At 64.7% G+C, this 15725-nt stretch carries 11 protein-coding genes and 3 rRNA genes; 2 read left to right on the plus strand and 12 right to left on the minus strand.

The window, feature by feature from the left end; genetic code table 11:
• Positions 1-24: 24 nt before the first annotated feature.
• The 9 genes from QU603_RS10355 to QU603_RS10395 all read right to left on the minus strand — a co-directional run bounded on the left by QU603_RS10355 (position 25) and on the right by QU603_RS10395 (position 10324).
• Positions 25-954 (minus strand): NAD kinase, encoded by a 930-nt coding sequence (locus QU603_RS10355; protein ID WP_308491311.1) that lies wholly within the window; start codon positions 952-954, stop codon positions 25-27.
• Complete coding sequence (locus tag QU603_RS10360) at positions 951-1805, minus strand: TlyA family RNA methyltransferase (protein ID WP_308491312.1); 855 nt, start codon at positions 1803-1805, stop codon at positions 951-953. The genes QU603_RS10355 and QU603_RS10360 overlap by 4 nt, the downstream gene beginning before the upstream one ends.
• A complete protein-coding gene (locus QU603_RS10365; protein ID WP_308491313.1) occupies positions 1802-1963 on the minus strand; it encodes a hypothetical protein in 162 nt (53 codons plus the stop codon). The genes QU603_RS10360 and QU603_RS10365 overlap by 4 nt, the downstream gene beginning before the upstream one ends.
• A 31-nt stretch (positions 1964-1994) precedes the next feature.
• On the minus strand, positions 1995-3041 hold the full coding sequence (locus tag QU603_RS10370) for an HAD-IIA family hydrolase (protein WP_308491314.1): 1047 nt from the start codon (positions 3039-3041) through the stop codon (positions 1995-1997).
• Entirely contained in the window at positions 3041-3847 is an 807-nt protein-coding gene (locus tag QU603_RS10375; protein ID WP_308491315.1) for a hypothetical protein, read from the minus strand. Before QU603_RS10375 ends, QU603_RS10370 begins: the two co-directional genes overlap by 1 nt.
• Positions 3844-4881 (minus strand): hypothetical protein, encoded by a 1038-nt coding sequence (locus QU603_RS10380; RefSeq protein WP_308491316.1) that lies wholly within the window; start codon positions 4879-4881, stop codon positions 3844-3846. The genes QU603_RS10375 and QU603_RS10380 overlap by 4 nt, the downstream gene beginning before the upstream one ends.
• Before the next feature lie 200 nt (positions 4882-5081).
• A 5S ribosomal RNA gene (gene rrf, locus QU603_RS10385) occupies positions 5082-5198 on the minus strand.
• 108 nt (positions 5199-5306) lie between these two features.
• Positions 5307-8414: ribosomal RNA gene (locus QU603_RS10390) — 23S ribosomal RNA — on the minus strand.
• Between the two features lie 383 nt (positions 8415-8797).
• A 16S ribosomal RNA gene (locus tag QU603_RS10395) occupies positions 8798-10324 on the minus strand.
• The 16S, 23S and 5S rRNA genes sit together here, the layout of an rRNA operon.
• 520 nt (positions 10325-10844) lie before the next feature.
• On the opposite strand from QU603_RS10395, the gene QU603_RS10400 reads away from it, so the two are divergent.
• Positions 10845-12212 carry a CoA transferase gene (locus QU603_RS10400; RefSeq protein WP_308491317.1) on the plus strand — a complete coding sequence of 456 codons (1368 nt, stop codon included), beginning with the start codon at positions 10845-10847 and terminating at the stop codon, positions 12210-12212.
• 47 nt (positions 12213-12259) lie between these two features.
• Here QU603_RS10400 and QU603_RS10405 read toward each other — a convergent pair whose 3' ends face one another.
• Together QU603_RS10405 and tyrS are read right to left on the minus strand one after the other, a co-directional pair.
• The gene (locus QU603_RS10405) at positions 12260-13039 is read right to left on the minus strand and encodes a DUF4184 family protein (RefSeq protein ID WP_308491318.1); all 780 of its coding nucleotides are present in this window, start codon (positions 13037-13039) and stop codon (positions 12260-12262) included.
• Between the two features lies 1 nt (position 13040).
• Positions 13041-14345, minus strand: a complete 1305-nt coding sequence (gene tyrS, locus QU603_RS10410; protein WP_308491319.1) for a tyrosine--tRNA ligase — start codon at positions 14343-14345, stop codon at positions 13041-13043.
• Positions 14346-14396: 51 nt separating this feature from the next.
• Between tyrS and QU603_RS10415 the strand changes: the two genes are divergently transcribed.
• Positions 14397-14993, plus strand: coding sequence for a hypothetical protein (locus QU603_RS10415; protein ID WP_308491320.1), 597 nt, complete (start codon positions 14397-14399; stop codon positions 14991-14993).
• 36 nt (positions 14994-15029) lie between these two features.
• Here QU603_RS10415 and QU603_RS10420 read toward each other — a convergent pair whose 3' ends face one another.
• A complete protein-coding gene (locus QU603_RS10420) occupies positions 15030-15674 on the minus strand; it encodes a SatD family protein (RefSeq protein ID WP_308491321.1) in 645 nt (214 codons plus the stop codon).
• Positions 15675-15725 lie beyond the last annotated feature (51 nt).

The raw sequence follows: 15725 nt of genomic DNA on the forward strand, positions 1-15725 counted from the left end.
CCCGCCGATTGCTGCTGTGCCCGATCACGCCATGGCCCCGGGTTCGCTCGGGCCGCGCCAGCCGCCGACCGGCAGACGGAACTTGCGCACCAGCCGGTCGGTGAAGGCCGCGGGGTGCAGACGTGCCAGGCGCACGGGCTCGCTGGACCGACGCACGACCACGCGGGCGCCCGGCGGCAGCTCGTGCGAGCGTCGACCGTCGCACCACAGGATGCCGGTGCCGTTGGTGCGCTCGAGCACCTCGATCGTGACAGCCGTCTCGGGGCCGACCACGAGCGGCTTGGCGAACAGCGCATGGGCCGAGAGCGGCACGACCGCGATGGCTTCGACGGTCGGCCAGATGACCGGCCCGCCGGCCGAGAAGTTGTAGGCGGTCGAGCCTGTCGGCGTCGAGACAACCATCCCGTCGCACCCGAAGGTCGACAACGGCTTGCCGTCGATCTCCACGACGACCTCGAGCATCCTCTCGCGGCTGGCCTTCTCCACGGTTGCCTCGTTCAGCGCCCACGTGGAGTAGATGACCTTGCCCGTGATGTCTTTGATCCGCACCGACAGCGCGAGGCGCTCTTCGACCCGGTAGTCGCCGGCGATCGCTCGATGCACCGCGCCGACCATGTCGTCGGGCTCGATCTCGGCCAGGAATCCCACGTGCCCCATGTTGATGCCGAGGATCGGCGCCGTGCCGCCGCGCACGAGCTCTGCCGCCCGCAGGATCGTCCCATCGCCGCCGAGCACGATCGCTATCTCGATCTCGGGCACGGCGACGTCGATGCCCAGTGCCGCGATGCCGGCGAAGTCGTCGCGCAGCGCCGCGAGCTCTGCCCGGTCGTCGGGGGCGAGCACGGGGCGAGCGCCCGCGGCCTGCAAGAAGCCGATGATGCGCGCGGCCGCGTCGACGGCGTCGTCGCGCTGGGCATGCGCGACGACCAGGATGCTGCGCTGCGGCGTGGTCATGAGCTTCCCGTCAGTCGGTTCACGGTGCCCATCCATTCTGACGGATCACCAACGGGTGCCGGCGTCGCGTCGGTCGGACTGTGCACAGTCGCATCGCGCGCGGCCGGCGTGGTCTCGGTGAGGTGCACGACGAACTCGCGGTTGCCATGGGTGCCGAGGATCGGTGATGCGATCAGTCCTCGCACGGCGAGACCATGGTCCCACGCGGCCCACAGCACGTCGGCGACGGCCTCGGCGCGCACCGCGGGATCGGTGACCAGCCCGCCTCTGACCGCCGTGCGTCCCGCCTCGAACTGCGGTTTGATCAGCAGCACGAGGTCGGCGCCGGGCGCGGCGACCGCACGGGCGGCCGGCAGCACGAGCGTGAGCGAGATGAAGGACAGGTCGCCCGTGATCACGCCGGGCGCGGCATCCACCCCGCTTGCCTCGCGCAGCGTCTCGGGCGTCATGTACCGCACGTTGAAGCCCTCCACGGCGCGCACGCCGGGGTCGGTGGCGATCTGGTCGACCAACTGACCGTGGCCGACGTCGACGGCGATCACCGGGCGCGCCCCGCGTTCACGCAGCACTTGGGTGAATCCGCCGGTCGAGGCGCCCATGTCCAGCGCCACGCGACCGGCCACGCGCACGTCGAAGGCGTCCAGACCCGCCAGAAGTTTGTGCGCGGCCCTGCTGACGTAATGATCGGATGCCGCGACCTCGACGCGAGCGTCATCATCGACGGGTGTCGAGGCCTTGACGGCGGCGCGACCGTCCACGGTCACAACGCCCCGCGCGATGAGGGTCTGCGCGTGCGTGCGCGAGCGCGCGAGTCCACGCGCCGCCAGCGTCTGGTCCAAGCGCGCCGTCATGCGCCGCGCGGCATCGGGGACGTGTTCGCGCTCTTGGGCTCGAGCTCGCGGGCAAGTTCATCGTGCAGCGCCGTGTATGCCTCGGCACGTTCGCCCAGCGGCTGACCCTCGATCACCCGAAGCCGGCTGATCAGCTCGGTGTGCTCTTCGTCGGCCATGGTCCCCATGCTAGCCGTGGCCGCAGACAGATCAGGGGCGGAAGAACGGATCGGCGTACAACTCAGGCTGAACGGTGAATCCGAAGATCGCTCTGCCGGAGTTCCAGACCGCGGCCGCCCCTGCCCGCACCAGGTCGATCGGACGGCTTCCCGCCTCGACGATGCGCAGATCCGGGCCGTCGATGCGCACCACGGCATCGCCCACTCGGGTCGTGTCGCGCTCGGCGACGGTGTCGGGGTACGGCTCGAACAGTTGGCGCAGGTCTTCGAGGATGAAGGTGGGCCGGCTCGTGGGCGGCGCGGCCAGCAGGTGCTTCGGGCGATCCACCCCGGTCAGCACCATCACCGACGGCAACCCGGCGGCCTGTGCCCCGGCGATGTCGGTGTCGAGTCGGTCGCCGATGAACAGCGGCGACCTCGCCTGGAACCGTGCGACGGCCTCGTGGAAGATCGCCGGCTCGGGCTTGCCCGCCACCGTGGCCAGGCGACCCACTGCGGTGTGCACGGCCGAGACCAGCGTGCCGTTGCCCGGGGCGATGCCGCGTGCCTGCGGGAGCGTCCAGTCGGTGTTCGTGGCGATCCACGGAATGCCGCCCTCATCTTCGGGTGCCTTCAGCGCGAAGGCCGCTTCGGCCAGGTCGGTCCAGGCGATGTCAGGCGAGAAGCCCTGCAGTACCGCAGCCGGCCCATCATCGGCGCTGCGCGTGACGGTGTAGCCGGCCTTCTGCACCTCGGTGACCAGGCCTTCGCCCCCGACCACGAGGATCACCGCACCCGGGTCGATCTTCGTGCGCAGCAGGCGCACGGCGGCCTGCGGGCTGGTCACGATGTCCGTGGGCTGCGTGTCTGTCAGGCCCAGTTCCCGCAGATGCGCCGCGACGTTCGCGTCGGTGCGCGACGCGTTGTTCGTGATGTAGCCGAGCCGCCGGCCCTCGGCCGCACGGTTCAGACTCTCGACGGCGTGAGGCAGTGCCCCCGAGCCGGCGTACACGACGCCGTCGAGGTCCGCCAGGACGGTGTCGACCCCATCCAGAGGCGTTGCCGCGGACGGCTTGTGCGAACGGCCGAACAGCCCCATCAGTTCTTGGCCTCGCCCTCGTCTGCATTTGCGTCCGGTTCTTCCGCTTCCGCTTCCGCTTCGGCTTCCGCTTCCGCTTCGGCTTCCGCTGCCGCGTCAGGCTCCACGGCGGCCGCGTCGTCAGGGACCGAGTCGCCGTCTTCGTCGTCATCGTCCTGGAGATCTTCGATGAAGATCACCTCATCCTGTCCGACGCCGGATGCCGCATCCAACGCATCCGCTGCCACATCGGCAAGCCGTTGCCAGCGCTCGGCTTCTTCGGTCCTGCCCAGCTCAGCGAGCACTGTGGAGCGCGCAGCGAACAGCGCGGGGCTCCACTCGAAAGCGCGATCGGGATCGGCCTCGGGAATCTCCAGTTCCTGAAGCGCACGCGTCGGGTCTCCCAGGTCGAGCCAGGCACCCGACATGGCGATCGCAAGGTTCACGCGCACAGGCGTCGGCAGCTCAGCACGGTCCACCGAACGGGCGGTCTCCAGTGCACGCTCCGGCCGGCCGACCCCGCGTTCGCTGTCCACCATCAGCGCGATCTGGTCTTCACGGCCAGAGATGCGGCGATACGTCCGCAGCTCGCGCAATGCCAGGGCGAAGTCCCCCATCGCGTAAGCCGTGATCGCCACGGTCTCGCGAACAACCGGGATGCGGCCTGCGTGACGCGAAGCCGCCAGCGCGTGCTCATGCGCGGCCGCGGGATCTTCGTCGATCAGCTGCGCTGCCATCGCCAGATGACGCGCCACGCGCTCTGCGTTCTCCTTGCTGAGCGTCTTCAGCTCGTTGCGCGCTCCCTGGTTCAGATCCTTCGGCGTCACGTCATCAGGCAGCGCCGGATCAGCCGGCCGTGCGTCGCGCTCGTCACGCGTGAGGCGCGGCCGATCTCCATAGGAACGACGCTCCTCGTAGGGCCGGTCGCCAGAAGAACGACCACCGTACGGACGGTCACCGTGCGGCCGGTCGCCGTACGGGCGATCGCCGCGGGGCTTGTCACCATGCGGCCGATCACTGCGTGGCTTGTCACCATACGGGCGATCCCCGCGCGGACGATCACCATAAGGCCGATCACTGCGCGGCTTGTCACCGTACGGGCGGTCACCGTAAGGCCGGTCACCGCGGGGCTTGTCACCATACGGGCGGTCAACCCGGGGCTTGTCACCGTAAGGGCGATCCCCACGCGGCCGGTCACCGTAAGGCCGGTCACCGCGGGGCTTGTCACCATACCGGCGGTCACCACGCGGACGGTCACCATAAGACCGATCACTGCGCGGCTTGTCACCATACGGGCGGTCACCCCGGGGCTTGTCACCATACGGACGATCCCCGCGCGGACGGTCACCGTACGGGCGATCCCCGCGCAGCCGGTCACCATAAGGCCGATCACCGCGCGGCTTGTCACCATACCGGCGGTCACCACGCGGACGGTCACCATAAGACCGATCACTGCGCGGCTTGTCACCATACGGGCGGTCACCCCGGGGCTTGTCACCATACGGACGATCCCCGCGCGGACGGTCACCGTACGGGCGATCCCCACGCGGACGGTCACCATAAGACCGATCACCGCGCGGACGGTCACCATACGGACGGTCACCATAAGGCCGATCACCATACGGGCGACCACCACGCGGCTTCTCACCGTACGGGCGGTCACCGCGCGGACGATCACCGTAAGGCCGATCACCGCGGGGCTTGTCACCATACGGCCGGTCACCGTGAGACCGGTCACCGCGGGGCTTGTCACCATACGGGCGATCCCCGCGCGGGCGGTCACCATACGGGCGATCCCCGCGCGGGCGGTCACCATACGGGCGATCCCCGCGCGGGCGGTCACCATACGGGCGATCCCCACGGGAACGATCCCCGGAGGAACGGTCGCCCCCCCGGTTCCCCCCACGGGGCGAGGACTTGTCCGCGCGCGGTGAGCTGTCGTCGCGCGCACCCTTGCGCCGCGCGTCTTCTTCGTGATCCGACATATCTCTCCCTGATGCTGCGTACAGGCCCGTAAAGCAGAAATGGCCACCCCTGAGGGTGGCCATTTCTGTAAAGGAAGTCCGGCGGTGTCCTACTCTCCCACAAGGTCCCCCTTGCAGTACCATCGGCGCTGAGAGGCTTAGCTTCCGGGTTCGGAATGTGACCGGGCGTTTCCCTCTCGCTATGGCCGCCGAAACACTATGGATGTTTCAAAAACCAACAACGAAGTTGTTCATATGTTGTTGTGTTCCCGACCGTACATCGAGAACCACTCAGTGGACGCGCGCACCCTGAAAGGGTGATGTTATCAAGTCATCGGCTTATTAGTACCGGTCAGCTCCACACGTTACCGTGCTTCCACATCCGGCCTATCAACCCAGTAATCTGGCTGGGAGCCTCTCCCCCCGAAGGGGATGGAAGTCTCATCTCGAGGCCGGCTTCCCGCTTAGATGCTTTCAGCGGTTATCCATCCCGAACGTAGCTAACCAGCGGTGCTCCTGGCGGAACAACTGGCACACCAGAGGTTCGTCCAACCCGGTCCTCTCGTACTAGGGTCAGATCCTCTCAAACTTCCTACGCGCGCAGCGGATAGGGACCGAACTGTCTCACGACGTTCTAAACCCAGCTCGCGTACCGCTTTAATGGGCGAACAGCCCAACCCTTGGGACCTACTCCAGCCCCAGGATGCGACGAGCCGACATCGAGGTGCCAAACCATGCCGTCGATATGGACTCTTGGGCAAGATCAGCCTGTTATCCCCGAGGTACCTTTTATCCGTTGAGCGACAGCGCTTCCACAAGCCACTGCCGGATCACTAGTCCCGACTTTCGTCCCTGCTCGACCTGTCAGTCTCACAGTCAAGCTCCCTTGTGCACTTACACTCGCCACCTGATTGCCAACCAGGTTGAGGGAACCTTTGGGCGCCTCCGTTACTCTTTAGGAGGCAACCGCCCCAGTTAAACTACCCACCAGGCACTGTCCCTGAACCGGATCACGGTCCGAAGTTAGGCATCCAGAGTGACCAGAGTGGTATTTCAACAATGACTCCACCCGAACTGGCGTCCGGGCTTCACAGTCTCCCACCTATCCTACACAAGCCACACCGAATACCAATACCAAGCTGTAGTAAAGGTCACGGGGTCTTTCCGTCCTGCTGCGCGTAACGAGCATCTTTACTCGTAATGCAATTTCGCCGAGTTCGTGGTTGAGACAGTTGGGAAGTCGTTACGCCATTCGTGCAGGTCGGAACTTACCCGACAAGGAATTTCGCTACCTTAGGATGGTTATAGTTACCACCGCCGTTTACTGGGGCTTAAATTCGCAGCTTCGCTTACGCTAACCGCTCCTCTTAACCTTCCAGCACCGGGCAGGCGTCAGTCCGTATACATCGTCTTGCGACTTGGCACGGACCTGTGTTTTTAGTAAACAGTCGCTACCCACTGGTCTCTGCGGCCACCACACCCTTTCGGTGTAAAACCTAATAAGTGGATGGCCCCCCTTCTCCCGAAGTTACGGGGGTATTTTGCCGAGTTCCTTAACCACGATTCTCTCGATCTCCTTGGTATTCTCTACCTGACCACCTGAGTCGGTTTGGGGTACGGGCGGCTAGAACCTCGCGTCGATGCTTTTCTCGGCAGCATAGGATCACCCACTTTTCATCCGCATCGTGTCTCAGCCTCATGACTCCCGGATTTGCCTAAGAGTCGGCCTACGCACTTGCACCAGGACAACCATCGCCTGGCTTGGGCTACCTTCCTGCGTCACACCTGTTAATACGCTAGCCGCACCAGCATGGGGTCGAGCGTTCACCAGAACAACCATCACCCCGAAGGGATCAGGCAACGCCTGGCTAGGACTCTTAGCACCACTGGATTGACTGGGGCGGTTCTTCGCCGGTACGGGAATATCAACCCGTTGTCCATCGACTACGCCTGTCGGCCTCGCCTTAGGTCCCGACTTACCCAGGGCAGATTAGCTTGACCCTGGAACCCTTGGTCTTTCGGAGGACGTGTTTCTCACACGTCATTCGCTACTCATGCCTGCATTCTCACTCGTGTGCCGTCCACGGCTGGGTCACCCCGCCGCTTCACTCGGCACACGACGCTCTCCTACCCATCCACACGACTGGACCACGAAGGCCTGTCATAAAATGCGAATGCCACAACTTCGGTGGCGTGCTTGAGCCCCGTTACATTGTCGGCGCGGAATCACTTGACCAGTGAGCTATTACGCACTCTTTCAAGGGTGGCTGCTTCTAAGCCAACCTCCTGGTTGTCAAAGCAACTCCACATCCTTTCCCACTTAGCACGCGCTTAGGGACCTTAGATGGTGGTCTGGGTTGTTTCCCTCTCGACTATGAAGCTTATCCCCCACAGTCTCACTGCTGCGCTCTCACTTACCGGCATTCGGAGTTTGGCTGACGTCAGTAACCTGGTGAGGCCCATCGGCCATCCAGTAGCTCTACCTCCGGCAAGAAACACGCAACGCTGCACCTAAATGCATTTCGGAGAGAACCAGCTATCACGAAGTTTGATTGGCCTTTCACCCCTATCCACAGCTCATCCCCTCAGTTTTCAACCTAAGTGGGTTCGGCCCTCCACGACGTCTTACCGTCGCTTCAGCCTGGCCATGGATAGATCACTTCGCTTCGGGTCTAGGACATGCGACTGAACGCCCTGTTCAGACTCGCTTTCGCTACGGCTACCCCACACGGGTTAACCTCGCCACATATCGCTAACTCGCAGGCTCATTCTTCAAAAGGCACGCTGTCACACCTACCAAGGGTGCTCCAACGGTTTGTAAGCAAACGGTTTCAGGTACTATTTCACTCCCCTCCCGGGGTACTTTTCACCTTTCCCTCACGGTACTTGTCCGCTATCGGTCATCTGGGAGTATTTAGGCTTATCAGGTGGTCCTGACAGATTCACACGGGATTTCTCGGGCCCCGTGCTACTTGGGATACACATCACGCCAAGAACACGCATTTCGGCTACAGGGCTCTCACCTGCTATGGCCCGCCTTCCCAGACGGTTCGCCTATACGCTCTTGTCACGCCGGTCTCTCGGCAGAAAAACCAGACATGTCCCACAACCCCCAACGTGCAACTCCTGCCGGATATCACACACGCCAGGTTTAGCCTCTTCCGATTTCGCTCGCCACTACTCACGGAATCACGGTTGTTTTCTCTTCCTGCGGGTACTGAGATGTTTCACTTCCCCGCGTTCCCTCTACCCGCCCTATACATTCAGACGGGAGTCACCAGGTCAGCACGCCGCCTGGCGGGGTTTCCCCATTCGGACACCCTCGGATCAAAACTTGCTTATCAGTTCCCCGAGGCTTATCGCAGATTGCTACGTCCTTCTTCGGCTCCAGATGCCAAGGCATCCACCGTTCGCTCTTAAAGACTTGAAATCACATGAGCTTTGATCTAAAAAGAATCAAAAAATATGACACACACCCCGAAGGGCATGCATCTTCAAGATGCTCGCGTCCACTGTGTAGTTCTCAAAGTACGGGCGGCACCGCCAGAGTCACCAGCCGAAACCAGCACACCCAACGGCCCTACCAGAAGATCCGTCCAACCCCCCACGGGGCCGGCCCGGTCCCTCAGGACCCAACAGCGTGCAGGCACCCCGCTCCCCGACCCCCACGTTCCCCCCGTCCGAAAACGGTGTACTAACGGTGACCAGCTGCGCTGATGCCATGTCAAATGTTCCACCCATGAGCTCCCAGCGGATCACAAACGGATCCGGACCGGGTTCTGGAAGACCCGAAAGCCTTCAGAAGCTCCTTAGAAAGGAGGTGATCCAGCCGCACCTTCCGGTACGGCTACCTTGTTACGACTTAGTCCTAATTACCGATCCCACCTTCGACGGCTCCCTCCACAAGGGTTGGGCCACCGGCTTCAGGTGTTACCGACTTTCATGACTTGACGGGCGGTGTGTACAAGACCCGGGAACGTATTCACCGCAGCGTTGCTGATCTGCGATTACTAGCGACTCCGACTTCACGTAGTCGAGTTGCAGACTACGATCCGAACTGGGACCGGCTTTTTGGGATTCGCTCCACCTCACGGTATCGCAGCCCTTTGTACCGGCCATTGTAGCATGCGTGAAGCCCAAGACATAAGGGGCATGATGATTTGACGTCATCCCCACCTTCCTCCGAGTTGACCCCGGCAGTATCCCATGAGTTCCCACCATAACGTGCTGGCAACATAGAACGAGGGTTGCGCTCGTTGCGGGACTTAACCCAACATCTCACGACACGAGCTGACGACAACCATGCACCACCTGTACACCAGCCTTGCGGGGCGACCATCTCTGGCCGTTTCCGGTGTATGTCAAGCCTTGGTAAGGTTCTTCGCGTTGCATCGAATTAATCCGCATGCTCCGCCGCTTGTGCGGGTCCCCGTCAATTCCTTTGAGTTTTAGCCTTGCGGCCGTACTCCCCAGGCGGGGAACTTAATGCGTTAGCTGCGTCACGGAATCCGTGGAAAGGACCCCACAACTAGTTCCCAACGTTTACGGGGTGGACTACCAGGGTATCTAAGCCTGTTTGCTCCCCACCCTTTCGCTCCTCAGCGTCAGTTACGGCCCAGAGATCTGCCTTCGCCATCGGTGTTCCTCCTGATATCTGCGCATTCCACCGCTACACCAGGAATTCCAATCTCCCCTACCGCACTCTAGTCTGCCCGTACCCACTGCAGACCCGAGGTTGAGCCTCGGGATTTCACAGCAGACGCGACAAACCGCCTACGAGCTCTTTACGCCCAATAATTCCGGATAACGCTTGCACCCTACGTATTACCGCGGCTGCTGGCACGTAGTTAGCCGGTGCTTTTTCTGCAAGTACCGTCACCCCGAAAGGCTTCTTCCCTGCTAAAAGAGGTTTACAACCCGAAGGCCGTCATCCCCCACGCGGCGTTGCTGCATCAGGCTTCCGCCCATTGTGCAATATTCCCCACTGCTGCCTCCCGTAGGAGTCTGGGCCGTGTCTCAGTCCCAGTGTGGCCGGTCACCCTCTCAGGCCGGCTACCCGTCGACGCCTTGGTGAGCCATTACCTCACCAACAAGCTGATAGGCCGTGAGCCCATCCCCCACCGAAAAATCTTTCCAGACACAGACCATGCGGCCGTGCCTCATATCCAGTATTAGACACCGTTTCCAGCGCTTATCCCAGAGTGAAGGGCAGGTTGCTCACGTGTTACTCACCCGTTCGCCACTAATCCCCCAGTGCAAGCACCAGGATCATCGTTCGACTTGCATGTGTTAAGCACGCCGCCAGCGTTCATCCTGAGCCAGGATCAAACTCTCCGTAAAAAAACGAATGCCACAACCAGACCGGGAAAACAGTCCACGCTGCAGCGAGTTCAACCATGACCAAAAGAACAAACATCATTGCTGACATTCATATAATTGATCCAAAGGAATTCTCACCAGTCCCGAAAGACCGACGAGGATAATTTGGCATTTGACAAGTGCACGCTGTTGAGTTCTCAAGGATCGGACACACCCACAAACCCGGACCACAGTCCATCGCCGCAGGGCAACTTCACAATCATACCCACCATGTTGCGGCCGTCAAACCGACGCGCCGTATCGGGTGGAGTCCCCATCCTAGCACCCGGAAGCCCGGATGTTCACTGTTCAGTGAGGAAGGAAGGGGTTCGTTCGCTGCTTGAGGTGCGGGGCCTTTCGGCCGCTTCGCTCTTCCCTTTGGGGCGAACAGGTAAGACTCTACGCGCCATGAGCACTGTGCGTCGAATCGTGTCCGCTTCCCGGGCGTGTCGCGCAGGTCAGGGGTGGTTTCCGTCCATGCTGCACGGCGTAGGGTCACCTCATGATCAGGTTCCCCGACCCGGCGGATGCGGTTGCCCGCTCGATGTGGGCAGCGCTCGGCCGCGATGCGAACGACCTATCGGCCGCGTGTGCGCCGTCGCGTCCGGTCCCCCTGCCCGCGCACACCGACGTGCCGTCTCTCGCCTGGGCCGCGGCGATCGTGGCTTCCCTCGCCGCCGCTCGCCTCGCGGGTGCCGCAGACGTCGTCGTCGATCCCGATCGCGTCGCCGTTGCCTACACCAGTGACCGGCTCTTCCGCATGGACGGAGCGCTGTCCGGCGCCTTCGCAGCGCTGTCGGGGTTCTTCCGCTGTACGGACGGCTGGGTGCGCACCCACGGGAACTACCCGCATCACGCCGCAGCGCTGCGCGCGGCTCTCGCGCTGCCCGCCGATGGGGGACGCACGGCGGCAGCAGCCGCGCTCTCGCGCCGCACGGTCGACGATGCAGTGCGTGTGATCACGCGCAGCGGCGGACTGTGCGTCGCCGTGGCATACGAATCCCGCGTCACCGACGAGCGACTGCGGACTCAGCCGATCATCTCGGTCCGCGGCATCCATCCCTCACCCGCGGTACCAACTCGCGCGGCGACGGCGGACGCGCCGCTGCGCGGCATCCGGGTCCTCGACCTGACACGGGTGATCGCCGGCCCGGTGGGAACGCGCACCCTCGCACTGCTGGGAGCCGACGTTCTGCGCATCGACCCTCCCCACATGCCGGAGATCGTGCGACAGCATCTCGACACCGGCCACGGCAAGCGTTCCACGCTGCTCGACCTCACCGTCCCGGCGCAGCGCGCCGTCTTCGACGAGCTGCTCGCCACCGCCGACGTCGTCGCGCTCGGCTACCGGCCCACGGCACTGGCCCGCCTCGGACTGACCTCCGAAACCCTCGCAGAGCGCCGACCCGGCATCATCGTCGCCCGCCACTCCGCCTGGGGCAACCAGGACGCCGACGCGCCCGATCGGCGCGGGTTCGACAGCCTGGTACAGGCCAATTGCGGCATCGCCGTGATCGAGGGGGGCCCGGATGCCCCGGGGGCGCTGCCCGCGCAGGCCCTCGACCACACCACGGGCTACCTGCTGGCCGCAGGAGTCATCACCGCGCTCGCGCGGCGCGAGGCCGAGGGCGGGTCATGGGTCGTCGAAACGTCGCTGCGGCGCGTCGCGGCCGAGCTGCTCGGGCTCGGGCGCACACCGACCGTCGCCGCAACGCCCGCGTTCGACATCCACGAGCACATGCAGACGTTCGATGTCGAAGGTCACCGCGTGACCACTGCTGTGCCCGCCATCGCCTACACCGGTGGACCGCTGCGGTTCGCGGCGCCGCGACCGTGGGGACGCGACGCCCCCGAATGGATGCCCCGGTAGCGGCCGGTCAGCGGTGATCGCCGGCGCTCATCGGCGACTGCCGGCACTCAACGGCGGTCGGCGATGCCCCGTCCCGCGCGCCGCATCTGCACGGCACCGCACAGCACGAGGGTCAGCACGCCCCAGATCCCCACCGCCGGCGGCAGCACCCGATACGCCAGCTGCTCGGTCGTGAAACCGGGCGTGAGCGGACCGAGCACGAGCAGCCCGATGCCCCAGGCCACCACCAACGCCACCGGCAGCGACATCCACCAGCCCCAGCGCACCGCGCTCGGGAACACGCGCTCCAGTCCGGTGCGCGTCGCGCGCATGAACCACACGACCGCGAACACCCCCAGTATCGCGAGGGCCAGAAGGCCCGAGCCGTGCTGCAGCCACTTGTAGCCCGGCAACGGCCCCCACTGCTCGTTCAGCGCGGGCACTGCACGCACCCCCCACCGGCCGGCGTGCGTGAAGGCGTCCCACACGATGTGCGAGATGACGCCGAACAGGATCGACAGCGCAAGCCAGGTGATCTGCAGGCGCGGACGACTGCGGTCTCGGCGCAGCGGAACGTGATCCCACAGCTCCGGCAGTCGCCTGGCCACGGCGTCCGGACTGAGCTCGCGCACCGCGGGGCGCACGAGCACATACCAGAGGCCCAGCAGCAGCGCCGCAACCACCCCGGCGATCACGATGTTCGTGTGCATCACCTGGTAGGAGAACGGCAGCCACGGCAGGAACAGCGGCAGGTCGGGAGCCATCGCGCCGACCACGATGGCTGCGGGCACCATCGGTGTGCGCAGAAACGGCAGCGCGACGACCGCGTGACTCGGAGTGAACGGCACGTCAGCCCGACACGAAGACGCCCGCGAGCGTCTTCTTGCCACGGCGGACGACTGAGACACCACCCGGCAGCGCACCGGTCACGAGCGCTCCCTCATCGTCGACGCGCACACCGTCGAGGGTGACGCCGCCCTGCGCGATCGCACGACGCGCCTCGCCGAGACTGGCGACCAGACCCGTGTCGAAGAGCACCTGGGCGACCGTCGCATCGACGGATGCTTCGACGTTCGGCAGCTCACGCAGCGCGCTGCGCAGCGTCTGGGCGTCGAGCGCGGTCAGATCGCCCTTGCCGAAGAGCGCTTCGGATGCCGCAGCCACCGCGGTCGTGGCATCCACCCCGTGCACGAAGGCCGTGACCTCCCGCGCCAGCCGTTTCTGCGCGGCCCGCCGGTACGGCTCGGCCTCGACCAGACGGGCGTACTCGTCGATCTCGGCGCGGGTCAGGAACGTGAAGACCTTCATGCGGTCCACGACGTCGGCGTCGTCGGTGTTCAGCCAGAACTGGTAGAACGCGTACGGGCTGCACATCTCCGGGTCGAGCCAGATCGCGTTGCCCTCGCTCTTGCCGAACTTCGTGCCGTCGCTGTTGGTGATCAGCGGCGTGCCGATCGCGTGCACCGACACGCCCTCGACACGGTGGATGAGATCCGTGCCGCTGGTGAGATTGCCCCACTGATCCGACCCTCCGGTCTGCAGCACACAGCCGTATTGGCGGTAGAGCTCCAAGTAGTCCATGCCCTGCAGCAGCTGGTAGCTGAACTCGGTGTAGCTGATGCCGGCTTCGGAGTTCAGCCGCGCGGAGACGGCATCCTTCTTCAGCATCGTGCCGACGCGGTAGTGCTTGCCGATGTCGCGGAGGAAGTCGATCGCGCTCATCGGCGCAGTCCAGTCGAGGTTGTTGACGATGCGCGCAGCGTTCTCGCCCTCGAAGCTGAGCACGTGCTCGACCTGGGCCCGCAGCCGCCCGACCCATTCGACGACGGTCTCCTTCGCGTTCAGCGTGCGCTCGGCCGTGGGCCGCGGGTCGCCGATCAGACCGGTCGAACCGCCCACCAGCCCCAGTGGCTTGTGCCCGGCCAGCTGAAGTCGACGCAGCAGCAGCAGCTGCACGAGGTTGCCCAGATGCAGACTCGGCGCCGTCGGATCGAACCCGCAGTAATACGTGATGGGGTCCCCGCCGAGCAGCTCGCGCAGAGCTTCTTGATCGGTGGACACATGCACGAGTCCACGCCAGACGATCTCGTCCCAGACGTTCTCGAACGTCGGGTCGTTCGCCGGCGCGGTCGCACTCAGAGCGGATTCAGACACGCGATTCAGGGTATCAGCGGCGTGTCCGTGCCCCGTGCCAGACTGAGGCCCATGGTGCTGGACGGAACGCAACCGCTGCTCATCGCGATGCTGGCGATCTTCTTGTTCCTCGTGCTGTGCGGCGCGCTCGTGCTCATCGTGCTGAGCCTGCGTCGACCGACGACGGTGCCGCTGGTCATCGCGGGTGCGCTGGTGGTGCTCGGCCTGGTCGTGGTCGCCATCGCGCCGGTGAGGGTGCCGACCCTGATGGGGCTGATCCTGACACTGCTGGGAGTGACCGTGGCCGTCCTCGGCGGCAACCCGGTGTCGCGGCGGGTGCTCGATGCGGCCGCCGGGTCGCGCGTGCGCGAGACTGAGGACGGCGGCATCATGCTGCTTCCGGTGGAGGGAGAGGATGCCTCGGCCGAGCCGGCGCAGACCCTCATGCGCGGCGGAACCGCCATCGGATACCTCGAGCGGCTCGCCGCGGTTCTGGCGATCGTGGTCGGCTATCCCGAGGCGATCGCCGCGCTCGTGGCCCTCAAGGGCATCGGCCGCTTCTCGGAGCTGGCGCAGGCCGAGTCGCGCGAGCGCTTCATCATCGGGTCGATGGCGAGTCTGATCTGGGCGTGCCTGATCGGGGCGCTGCTGCGCTTCGCCATGTGGTGACCGGCCCCGTGGCCCGTTCGGGCGTCACAGCCGCACTCAGCGCAGTCCGAGCTGGACGAATCCTTCGACGATCGCGGCGGCGCCCGATGACGCGAGCGCCTGCGAGACGGCCGACTGCGTGATCTCCTCCGATGCGGCAAGACGGCGCTGGGTCCGGCCGAGACAGCGGCCGTAGGTCAGGCGCCGGGTCCGTTCGCTCATGTCGCTTACCAGCTGATCGCGCGCGAGCAGATAGGCGTTCGCCCAACGCACCGCGTCCTGCGCGGCGGCGGGCTCGGAGTCGTGTGCGACCACCCAGGTGCGCACGCCGGGCACCTGACGCTGCTCGAGCTTGTGCACGTGATCGATCGCGGCTCGCGCCGCCCACCAGCCCGGCCCGTCGGAGATGCCCGCCGCTGCGGCCTCGGACGGGATGACGCCCACCGCGCCGATCCCCAGCCCGAAGCGCACCCCCACCGCGTCGGGCAGAGCGAGGCGCAGCAGCAGCAGCGAGCCGAGCGCCGCCTCGAGCGTCGGATACACGCCCTGCTGTTCGTCGCCCACCGTGGGCTTCAGCGCCCGGTCGGCCAGAGGGAGGTCGTCTTCAACCCGCGCAATGGCGTCATCGAGCGTGCGCTGCGCCCGCGCGCGGTCTTCGAGCTGTCGGGAGCCGATCATGTCGGCAGTGACTGCGACCACCATGGGATAAGGATATCACTGATAATTTGCGACGATAAGTCTTTATCTGATCAA

The sequence above is a fragment of the Microbacterium terrisoli genome, assembly GCF_030866805.1.
Lineage (GTDB): Bacteria > Actinomycetota > Actinomycetes > Actinomycetales > Microbacteriaceae > Microbacterium > Microbacterium terrisoli.